At 60.8% G+C, this 9,946-nt stretch carries 6 protein-coding genes and 1 pseudogene; 6 read left to right on the forward strand and 1 reads right to left on the reverse strand.

The features are described 5' to 3' along the window. A pseudogene (locus E4L96_RS15195) lies at positions 1–425 on the reverse strand (RsmE family RNA methyltransferase); the annotation flags it as partial. Between the two features lie 149 nt (positions 426–574). Between E4L96_RS15195 and tkt the strand changes: the two are divergent. The 6 genes from tkt (at position 575) to E4L96_RS15225 (ending at position 9,388) form a co-directional block, all read left to right on the forward strand. Next, a complete protein-coding gene (gene tkt / locus E4L96_RS15200) occupies positions 575–2,536 on the forward strand; it encodes a transketolase (protein ID WP_135208074.1) in 1,962 nt (653 codons plus the stop codon). Between the two features lie 43 nt (positions 2,537–2,579). Beyond that, complete coding sequence (gap, locus tag E4L96_RS15205; RefSeq protein WP_135208069.1) at positions 2,580–3,590, forward strand: type I glyceraldehyde-3-phosphate dehydrogenase; 1,011 nt, start codon at positions 2,580–2,582, stop codon at positions 3,588–3,590. Positions 3,591–4,111: 521 nt separating this feature from the next. Then, entirely contained in the window at positions 4,112–4,366 is a 255-nt protein-coding gene (locus E4L96_RS15210) for a hypothetical protein (RefSeq protein ID WP_135208070.1), read from the forward strand. 281 nt (positions 4,367–4,647) lie between these two features. Then, positions 4,648–5,601 carry a rhomboid family intramembrane serine protease gene (locus E4L96_RS15215; protein ID WP_167758703.1) on the forward strand — a complete coding sequence of 318 codons (954 nt, stop codon included), beginning with the start codon at positions 4,648–4,650 and terminating at the stop codon, positions 5,599–5,601. Positions 5,602–5,883: 282 nt separating this feature from the next. Continuing rightward, complete coding sequence (locus tag E4L96_RS15220) at positions 5,884–7,179, forward strand: HlyD family secretion protein (RefSeq protein WP_135208072.1); 1,296 nt, start codon at positions 5,884–5,886, stop codon at positions 7,177–7,179. 19 nt (positions 7,180–7,198) lie between these two features. Further along, positions 7,199–9,388 carry a peptidase domain-containing ABC transporter gene (locus E4L96_RS15225; protein WP_135208073.1) on the forward strand — a complete coding sequence of 730 codons (2,190 nt, stop codon included), beginning with the start codon at positions 7,199–7,201 and terminating at the stop codon, positions 9,386–9,388. Positions 9,389–9,946: the final 558 nt, after the last annotated feature.

The following is a 9,946-nucleotide window of genomic DNA, read 5'->3' on the forward strand; positions in this document are numbered from 1 at the left end:
GGCCAGCGGTTCGGCCACCTCAGGCAGCCGGTTGCGCCCGCTCTGCTCGCAGGCGGCCGCGACGATCCCGCGCCAGTGCGCCACCCGTTTTTCGCTGCGCTCGGCGGACAGCTTCACCACGCTGCGCGCCAGCGCCAGCGGCTGCAGCGCCGCCACGCCCAGCTCCACCGCCTTCTCCACGATCCAGTCCATCTTCGTTCCCTCGGGCAGCCCCTGCGCCAGGGTCACGCGTCCGGGCAGCTCGGCCTCGCGCGGCGCTTGGCCACGTCCGCCAGCTCGGCCCGCCATTCGCCGCCCGTGCCATCGAACAGGGTCAGGGCGTCGCCCGGCTGCATGCGCACCACGAACAGGTGGTGCGCGACCGCCTCCGGCAGGTCGACCTCACCGCCGGCGGCGAGCGGCAGAGGGCAGTAAAAACGGGCCATGGATATGTCTCATATGCAAAGTTTGATGGCGCGTATTTTAATTCTTGCCACCCCCACTCTGGTAAAATCTCAGGCTCAGTTGTCCAGCACGACCCCAGCATTCCAATCAGACCTCCAGGCATTTCATGAAAACCCTACCGACCACTCAGATGGCCAACGCGATCCGCGCGCTGGCGATGGACGCCGTCCAGAAGGCCAACTCCGGCCACCCCGGCATGCCCATGGGCATGGCCGAGATCGCCGTAGCGCTGTGGGCCGGCCACTACCGCCACAACCCGGCCAATCCGAAGTGGATCAACCGCGACCGTTTCCTGCTGTCGAATGGCCATGGCTCGATGCTGCACTATGCGCTGCTGCACCTGGCCGGCTATGACGTGAGCATGGACGACCTGCGCAACTTCCGCCAGCTGCACTCCAAGACCCCGGGCCACCCGGAAGTGGACATCACGCCGGGCGTGGAAACCACCACCGGTCCGCTGGGGCAGGGCATCGCCAACGGCGTGGGCATGGCGCTGGCCGAGTGGCTGCTGGCGTCCCAGTTCAACAAGCCGGGCCTGGACGTGGTCGACCATTACACCTGGGTGTTCCTGGGCGACGGCTGCCTGATGGAAGGCATCTCGCACGAGGCCTGCGCGCTGGCCGGCACGCTGCGCCTGAACAAGCTGATCGCGCTGTACGACGACAACGGCATCTCGATCGACGGCAAGGTGGAAGGCTGGTTCACCGACGACACCCCGCAGCGCTTCGAAGCCTACGGCTGGAATGTGATCCGCAACGTCGATGGCCATGACGTGGCTGCCGTCGACGCCGCCATCGCGCAGGCCAAGCAGTCGGACCGTCCGACCCTGATCTGCTGCAAGACCATCATCGGCAAAGGCTCGCCCAACCTGCAGGGCGGCGACAAGGTGCACGGCGCCGCGCTGGGCGACAAGGAAGTCGCAGCCGTGCGCGCGCATCTGGAATGGGCGCACGAGCCGTTCGTGATCCCGCAGGACGTGTACGCCGCCTGGGACGCGAAGGAGCAGGGCGCCGCGGTCGAGGGCGAATGGAACAAGCTGTTTGCCGCCTACCAGGCCCAGTTCCCGCAAGAGGCCGCCGAGCTGCAGCGGCGCATGGCCGGTGACCTGCCCGCCAACTTCGACGAAGTGCTGGCCAAGGCCATCGCCGCCACCGTCGAGAAGAAAGAAAACATCGCCACCCGCAAGGCCTCGCAAAACGCGATCCAGGCGCTGGCCCCGGCCCTGCCGGAATTCCTGGGCGGCTCGGCCGACCTGACCGGCTCGAACCTGACCAACTGGAAGGAAATCGTGCCGGTGCGCTCCGGCCAGCCGGGCAACCACATCAACTACGGGGTGCGCGAATTCGGCATGTCCGCGATCATGAATGGCGTCGCCCTGCATGGCGGTTTCATCCCGTTCGGCGCGACCTTCCTGACCTTCTCCGACTACAGCCGCAACGCCCTGCGCATGGCCGCGCTGATGAAGCAGCGCTCGATCTTCGTGTTCACCCACGACTCGATCGGCCTGGGCGAAGACGGCCCCACCCACCAGTCGGTGGAACACATTTCGTCCCTGCGGCTGATCCCGCAGCTGGACAACTGGCGCCCGTGCGACACCACCGAATCGGCGGTGGCGTGGGGCGCGGCGGTGCAGCGCCGCCATGGTCCTTCGACCCTGATCTTCTCGCGCCAGAACCTGCCGTACCAGGAGCGCAGCGCCGAGCAGGTCGCCAATATCGCCAAGGGCGGCTACGTGCTGCAGGACGTGGCCGATGCCAAGGTCACCCTCATCGCGACCGGGTCGGAAGTCGAGCTGGCCGTGGCCGCGGCCGCCGCGCTGGCGGGCGAAGGCATCGCCGCGCGCGTGGTGTCGATGCCGTCCACCGACGTGTTCGACCGCCAGGATGCCGCCTACAAGAAGGCCGTGCTGGGCGCGGCGCCGCGGGTGGCCATCGAGGCCGGCGTGACCGACTTCTGGTATAAGTACGTCGGCCTCGAGGGGGCGGTGGTCGGGATCGATTCGTTCGGCGAATCGGCCCCGGCGGGCGTACTGTTCAAACACTTCGGCTTCACGGTCGAGAACGTCGTAGCGAAAGCGAAGTCGGTGCTGTAAGCAGGCCGGCGCGGAACCCTTTCTTCAACATCAGGAGCAAAGCATGACGATCAAAGTAGCAATCAACGGTTACGGCCGCATCGGCCGCAACATCCTGCGCGCCCACTACGAAGGCGGCAAGCAGCACGACATCCAGATCGTGGCCATCAACGACCTGGGCAACGCCGAGCACAATGCTCACCTGACCCGCTACGACACCACCCATGGCAAGTTCCCGGGCACCGTCGTGGTCGAGGGCGAGCACATGATCGTCAACGGCGACAAGATCCGCGTGCTGGCGCAGCGCAACCCGGCCGAGCTGCCGTGGGGCGAGCTGGGCGTGGACGTGGTGCTGGAGTGCACCGGGTTCTTCACCTCGAAGGAGAAGGCCTCGGCGCACCTGAAGGGCGGCGCCAAGAAGGTGATCATCTCCGCACCGGGCGGCAAGGACGTGGATGCGACCGTCGTCTACGGCGTCAACCACGACGTGCTGAAGGCGACCGACACCGTGATCTCGAATGCATCCTGCACCACCAACTGCCTGGCCCCGCTGGTCAAGCCGCTGAACGATGCGATCGGCCTGGAGAACGGCCTGATGACCACGGTGCACGCCTACACCAACGACCAGGTGCTGACCGACGTGATGCACGAAGACCTGCGGCGCGCCCGTTCCGCGACCCAGTCGATGATCCCGACCAAGACCGGCGCCGCCGCCGCGGTCGGCCTGGTGCTGCCGGAGCTGAATGGCAAGCTGGATGGCTACGCGATCCGCGTGCCGACCATCAATGTGTCGATCGTCGACCTGTCCTTCGTCGCCAAGCGCGACACCAGCGTGGAAGAAGTCAACAGCCTGCTGAAGTCGGCCTCCGAAGGCGCGCTGAAGGGCATCCTGACCTACAACACCGAGCCGCTGGTGTCGGTTGACTTCAACCACAACCCGGCCTCGTCGAACTTCGACGCGACCCTGACCAAGGTGTCGGGCCGCCTGGTGAAGGTCTCGTCCTGGTACGACAACGAGTGGGGCTTCTCGAACCGCATGCTGGACACCACCGTGGCGCTGATGAACGCCAAGTAATCCGCTGCGCAGCACAAGCCAGGGGCTGGATTCCGCGAGGAATCCGGCCTTTTTACATTGGGAATATAGTCCCGGCAAGCGGCGTTAGCGGGGGGCTTCATATGGAATTCAAGTCAGCAGCTAGAGTTTGCGGCCCAGCCAGACTTCTCCAGAGCGCGTGTGAAAGGTCATCAACCGATCCCCTTAGGTATTTGGTATCAAGAGGACATGCAGGTTGATTAGCTGCGATCACACAGTACGGCTCGCAAAAATGTGGCGAAAAAACTGTTTCGATTGACGCTTGCGGAAGGAGCCTAGAACCTTACGGCTCGGATACTCCCGTTTCAAATTTCACCTCTTTGCTTTTGACCACTGCGCTGTGTATTTGAGGTGAGCCCCTTTTTTCCAGCGTGGCGTGGTTCCTAGAGGGTATTAGTGATTGCCGTTGCTCAACGTCTGATGGAGGAAAGGCTGGCTTAATGCCAGCAGGCGGTGACATCGATCGCCTCATCAGTTCTTCCACCAAACCTATGGAGAGAATCATGAAAGTTGAGACGCCCAATGCGTGTGCTGCTGGTATCCGCGAATTGACTGTTGAAGAGGTTGTTTGGGTAAGCGGCGGACAGCCGAAAATTACGGGCACTGCAGCACTCGGCGGCGCCGCCGCTATAGGCGCTGCTGCATTTGGTTCTGGTTGGGGCGCTCTTGCCGTTGGCGCCGCGTTTGCAGCTGCTCCTGTCGCAGTCTTCGCGATGGCTGGTTTGGCCCTGTACGGTGGCTATCAGCTGATGAAGTAAGACTGTTGTTTCTCAAGACGCATCGCGGCATGGCCCGCGATGCGTTTTTCGGTGAAGGAGAGCTCCGCATGCTCCAGTGGCGTTTCAACAAGAATTATTCTGTCACGAGGTGCAGATCCGCCCTTGTCGCGTTCAGCTTCCTTTACGCCATTGCATACTGTTCGATTTACCGTGACTCGTTAGGACTTAACATTGTTCCTTGGGCATCTACGTATGCTCTCGTCGTCATATTTGTGATGTCACGTGCCGTCCGGATTGGACTACGTGAACCTGTGATCCGGATGAGCAGCGAAGCAATTCATCTGCCTCGTGCGCTGTTGCCACCGAAGATCATACCCACAAGGGACATCAAATCGCTAGAAGCCATACAGTTCCGGGGCGCAACCGTTGGCATTTTGATTGGCCGGCTTGGTGCGACGCCGCGGATTGTTGAACGCGAGCATTTTCTTGCGCCGCAAGATTTCGACGAATTCTTAGTTGAGCTAACCATCGGCTTGCCTCATGTTCCGCTAGCGCCAAAAGTCGCAAATGATGGCCGAAGGTCAGCCTTGAGCGGCGATCGTAAATTCCCAATAATTGGGATTCTCTCCATTATCCTTTGCGTCACCTATGCCCTAACACTCGATCCGTTATCATTTGAAATAGATAATCGAGCACTGGAGCTTGGCGCATTGACGAAATTTTCGGTAACGACGAGTCAATGGTATAGGATTCCAGCCGCCTTTTTCTTGCATAGTTCCCCAGCGCATCTTTTCGTCAATCTTTTTTCGTTTGCAATAGTCGGGCGCGGTGTTAATTCGATTATCGGCACTCCGCGTTTCGTTTTTGTGCTTGTTCTCTCCGCAGCTTTTGGATCCATTTCTAGCGTTGTTTTCTCGTCCTACGATTATGTGGTTGGCGCATCGGGCGGTTTAATGGGAGCACTTGCAATTTTTGTGTCATTTTCACTTGCTTGTCACCAGCGCCTCCCCGGAAGCGTTTCACTGCCTCCGCAGCTAGTAATGCTTGTGGTTGGACTCCAACTCCTGTCCGATGCGGTCACATCGAATGTGGACATAGTTAGCCACATAGGGGGGGGCGCGGTCGGTGCGGGGTATGCCGTGTGGCTCATAAAGAGCCATTCCTTGCCCATCCCAGCAGCTTCTACCGGTAGTCGGCTGCTAGCTGTAACTCTCGCGTGCGCATACATCGCCGGATTGTGCACATTCTTGCGACACTATCTATCATTTGTCTAAAGGTTGCCGAACATTCCGCTTTGGCACCGGCTGTCGCGCGGCTCTTCGTGCCGGCCCAGCCCGCGTTCAGGGTTGCCTTCATTAACCGAAGAGTAGCTAATCAGGGGAATTGCGTGGGGGTTGCACAGGCCTTTGCATAGTTCCAAAGTGTTGCAAGACGAGGTCGTGGCGAAAATCATTGAAGTGATTCTCAGGAGGACGGTTTGCAGAAATTCGGTCAGAACCGCCTCATAGCTCCCTTACGATGACGAATCTCCCCTCACTCCCAGCGGAACGGAATTCATGACGGTGTCCCGCACCTTGAAAACATCAATCTCTGCGCCATTGCGCCCGGACCTCTATCGGAGCCAAGCGATAGGACACGCGGTTGGCGCCCAGTACGGCACCGTCGTGTTGGCGCAAAACGTCACGCACACTGTGCTGGCCGCTTTATTCGCCGCCAGCGGTCTGGCGTTGATCGCCTTTTTCTTCTTTTTCGGGGCCACTCGAAAGGTCCAGTGCTCAGGCCATCTGATCCCGACTGTCGGGGTGCTCAAAGTAGTACCCGTGCAGGGTGGAGTGGTCGTTGAAAGCCGGGTGAGAGAAGGGCAGGAGGTCAAGCGAGGAGAGGTGCTGTTTGCGCTCTCCAGCGAACGCAGCACATCATCGGACGATTCAACCCAGCAGACTGTTTCGCGTCTTTTGCGGGAACGCCGCATCAGCTACGATACCGAGCTCAAGCAGTCCCATGTCCAGGCAGCCCAGCGGATCGCCGCTGCTGAGCGCCGTGTGCGTAGCCTGGATGCTGAGCAGCTCCACCTTGACAAGGAAATTGATCTGCAGACCCGTCGCGTGAATCTAGCCGAGGAGTCCCAGCAGCGCTACGCCCAACTGCGCGAAACTCACTTCATCTCGAAGGCCCAATACCAAGAACGCGAGGTTGACCTGCTGGACCAGCGGCAGCGTCTGACCGAGCTGCAGCGCTTGCGCTCTGCCGGGCAGCGCGACCTCGCGAGTGCAGTCGCCGAGCGCAACGACATGGTCTTCCAATTCAAGCGCGATGCCGCAGCCATTGAGCGAAACGTCTCGCAGGTTGCCCAGGACTTAGCCGAGAACGAAGCCCGTCGCGAAATCTTGGTGCGCGCACCGCGCGACGGCATGGTCACCGCCATCACCGCCGAAGCTGGCCAAACCGTGGGCGCGGGCACACTCTTGGCATCGGTGCTGCCCGCCGGAGCTGCGCTCGAGGGCGAAATCTACGCGCCCTCACGCGCTGCGGGCTTCGTTCGACCGGGCATGCGAGTGCTGCTGCGCTACGAAGCCTACCCGTATCAAAAGTTTGGCCAGCACTTAGCCACCGTGCGCGAGGTTGCCAGCACTGCGCTGCGACCGGACGAGCTCAATTTGCCTAGTGGCGCTACTGGTGGCGAGCCACTGTATCGTATCCGCGTTCAGCTGGACAGTCAGTCCGTGCGCGCGTACGGAAAAGCCTTGCCACTCAAGTCCGGCATGCTGGTCGATGCCAGCATCATGCTGGAGCGTCGCCGCCTCTACGAATGGATACTGGAGCCGCTGTTGAGCGTCTCTGGCCGTCTTTGACCGACCTCACGAGTCCAACATGAACCGTTCCGAACTGTCCCTGGCGTTCTGGAGCCGGCGTAGATTGCCGGTGCTGCTGCAAACCGAGGCGGCCGAGTGCGGTCTGGCGTGCCTGGCGATGGTCGCTTCCTATTGGGGGCACAAGCTGGATTTGGCCTCGATGCGGCGCCGCTTTTCGCTCTCGTTGAAGGGGGTCACGCTCAAGGGTGTGATGGCGATGGCCCAAGGATTGGCTCTGCAAGCTCGCCCGCTCAAGTTAGACATAGAGCATTTGCCCCAGCTGAAGCTGCCCGCGCTGCTGCATTGGGATATGAATCATTTTGTTGTGCTGCAACAGGTAACGTTCCGTGACGCCGTCATCCACGACCCAGCGGTCGGCCGCCGCAAGCTGCCCTTGGCTGAATTCGGCAAACATTTCACGGGCGTGGCGCTGGAGCTGACGCCTACCGCCTCCTTCGCACCACGCCGCGAGACCCAGCAGTTCACTCTCCGGTCACTGATGGGGCGCATCGTCGGCTTGCGCGGCGCCTTGGTCCAACTGCTGATCCTGGGTCTAGCCCTGCAAGTATGCACGTTAGTCGCGCCGTTCTACCTGCAATGGTTGGTCGACGAGGCCATCGTGGCCGCCGACCGGGATCTTGTGACAGTCCTGGGCTGCGGTTTCCTGCTGCTAGTGCTGCTACAAACAGCCATCACGGGTGTGCGCTCGTGGGTGACGACGGTGCTGTCGACTAACCTCAACATGCAATGGCTGGGCAACACCTTCAGCCACCTCATGAAGCTGCCGTTGCCGTACTTTGAGAAGCGCCACAGCGGCGACATCGTCTCGCGCTTCGGATCGATCCAGACCATTCAGCGCAGCCTTACCACTCAGTTCGTAGAAGGGGCGATCGACGGTCTTTTGGCATTGGGAACGCTTTGCATGATGGCGCTCTACAGCGTACCGCTCGCGCTCGTTGCCTGCGCCGCAGTGGTGCTCTACGCGCTGCTGCGTTTGGCCATGTATCATCCGCTGCGCGAGGCATCGGCCGAGCAGATTATCCATGCGGCCAAGCAGCAGACCCATTTTCTGGAGTCTGTCCGCGGCATGCAAAGCATTCGGCTGTTCGGACGCGGTGAAGAGCGAAAAGCTGGTTGGATGAATGCGCTGGCGGATCAGTTTAACGCCGACCTACGCATCGCCAAACTGGGTGTCACCTACCACACCCTGAACACATTCCTGTTCAATGCTGAGCGTGTCATCGTGATCTGGCTGGCGGCGCGAGCCGTGCTCGACAACGCCTTTTCAGTCGGCATGCTGTTCGCCTTTATCGGCTACAAGGACCAGTTCAGCCAGCGCATGGGAAGCTTGGTCGACAAGCTGATCGAGCTGCGCATGCTGCGCCTGCATGGCGAGCGCGTGGCGGACATCGTACTCGCCGAGGCGGAACATGATGAATGCGTGCACGAGCTGAATATGGATGCCATCAGTCCCTCGATTGAGCTTCGCAATGTGTCCTTTCGCTATGCTGATCACGAGCCACTCGTGATCGATGGCCTGAACTTGTCGATACCGGCAGGACAATGCATCGCGGTGACTGGAACGTCCGGATGCGGCAAAACCACGCTCATGAAATTAATTCTCGGCCTGATGGAACCGACCGAGGGTGAGATCCTGGTTGGCGGTCATCCACTCAAGCAACTGGGGTTGGACAACTACCGCAACCTGCTAGGTACGGTAATGCAGGATGACACTCTTTTCGCTGGCTCGATCGCCGACAACATTGGCTTTTTTGACCCTCAGCTGCAAATGGAGCATGTGATGGCCTGCGCCCAGTTAGCGGCGATCCACCACGAGATCGCCGCCATGCCTATGGGCTACCAAACGCTGGTGGGCGACATCGGCACCGGCCTGTCGGGCGGGCAGAAGCAACGCATCTTGTTGGCCCGTGCACTGTATCGCAACCCTCGGCTGCTTGTGCTCGATGAAGCCACGAGCCACCTCGACATTTGGAACGAGCAAGCCGTCAACCAAGCCATTCGGCAGATCAGCTTGACCCGTGTGATCGTGGCTCACCGCCCTGAGACCATCCGGATGGCTGAGCGTGTTGTGGTGCTCCACCAGGGGAAGATCGCACAGGACCTGACCCAGCCAGCATGCCCTGTCGGTGGTTCCCCAGCCGATACGCCTGAAGGGGAGCCCGGGCAGGACGAGGCGCTGATTGCCTGAGCGCGAATTAGTCGATTGCCTGGTTTTCATTTCCCGGGGCTTCCTGAAGTCCGCGTGACCTATGCAGTGCAGTCTCGTTCTAGTCGTCCACTTCGGGCGCGACAACGTGGAGGAACCGATGAATAAAATGTCCAGTCCTGCTCGCCCACTGCTATCCAGAAATCAGCGCGCTGTCGGAGCGGTGGCGTGTGCCGTCATCGGTCTGTGCTTTGCCGTTGAATTCGGCATATCAATCGGAAAAGTCATTTACCTGATCATCCACTAACGCGCACGACGCCGGAACTGCCGCGGTTCCGCTCTTCTCAACCAGGGCACCTGCGGGTGCCCGTTTTCTTTCCCAGTGTGTTTGCCCACACGGCTGGGGGAAGTGTGGCGGCCAGGACGGGCGGTGACAAATTGCGGACAAACTTGCGACAAACGGTGGATTTCCGGACAGTACTCTTGCAGGCTCGATACATATTCGCCTACAGGAGACTCCGCATGAAGCTGCACACCCCCGACCCATTGGCCGCGCCCCGCCGCGGCTTGCCGACCCGCTGCGCCGTGCTGGCGCTGGGC

It is taken from the genome of Zemynaea arenosa (genome assembly GCF_004614185.1).
Taxonomy (GTDB): Bacteria; Pseudomonadota; Gammaproteobacteria; order Burkholderiales; family Burkholderiaceae_D; genus Telluria; species Telluria arenosa.

What these genes read in the sequence shown, in the direction of transcription:
- tkt (WP_135208074.1), top strand. Translation starts at nt 575, where the DNA reads ATGGCCAACGCGATCCGCGCGCTGGCGATGGACGCCGTCCAGAAGGCC.
- gap (WP_135208069.1), top strand. Translation starts at nt 2,580, where the DNA reads ATGACGATCAAAGTAGCAATCAACGGTTACGGCCGCATCGGCCGCAAC.
- E4L96_RS15215 (WP_167758703.1), top strand. Translation starts at nt 4,648, where the DNA reads ATGAGCAGCGAAGCAATTCATCTGCCTCGTGCGCTGTTGCCACCGAAG.
- E4L96_RS15225 (WP_135208073.1), top strand. Translation starts at nt 7,199, where the DNA reads ATGAACCGTTCCGAACTGTCCCTGGCGTTCTGGAGCCGGCGTAGATTG.
- E4L96_RS15220 (WP_135208072.1), top strand. Translation starts at nt 5,884, where the DNA reads ATGACGGTGTCCCGCACCTTGAAAACATCAATCTCTGCGCCATTGCGC.
- E4L96_RS15210 (WP_135208070.1), top strand. Translation starts at nt 4,112, where the DNA reads ATGAAAGTTGAGACGCCCAATGCGTGTGCTGCTGGTATCCGCGAATTG.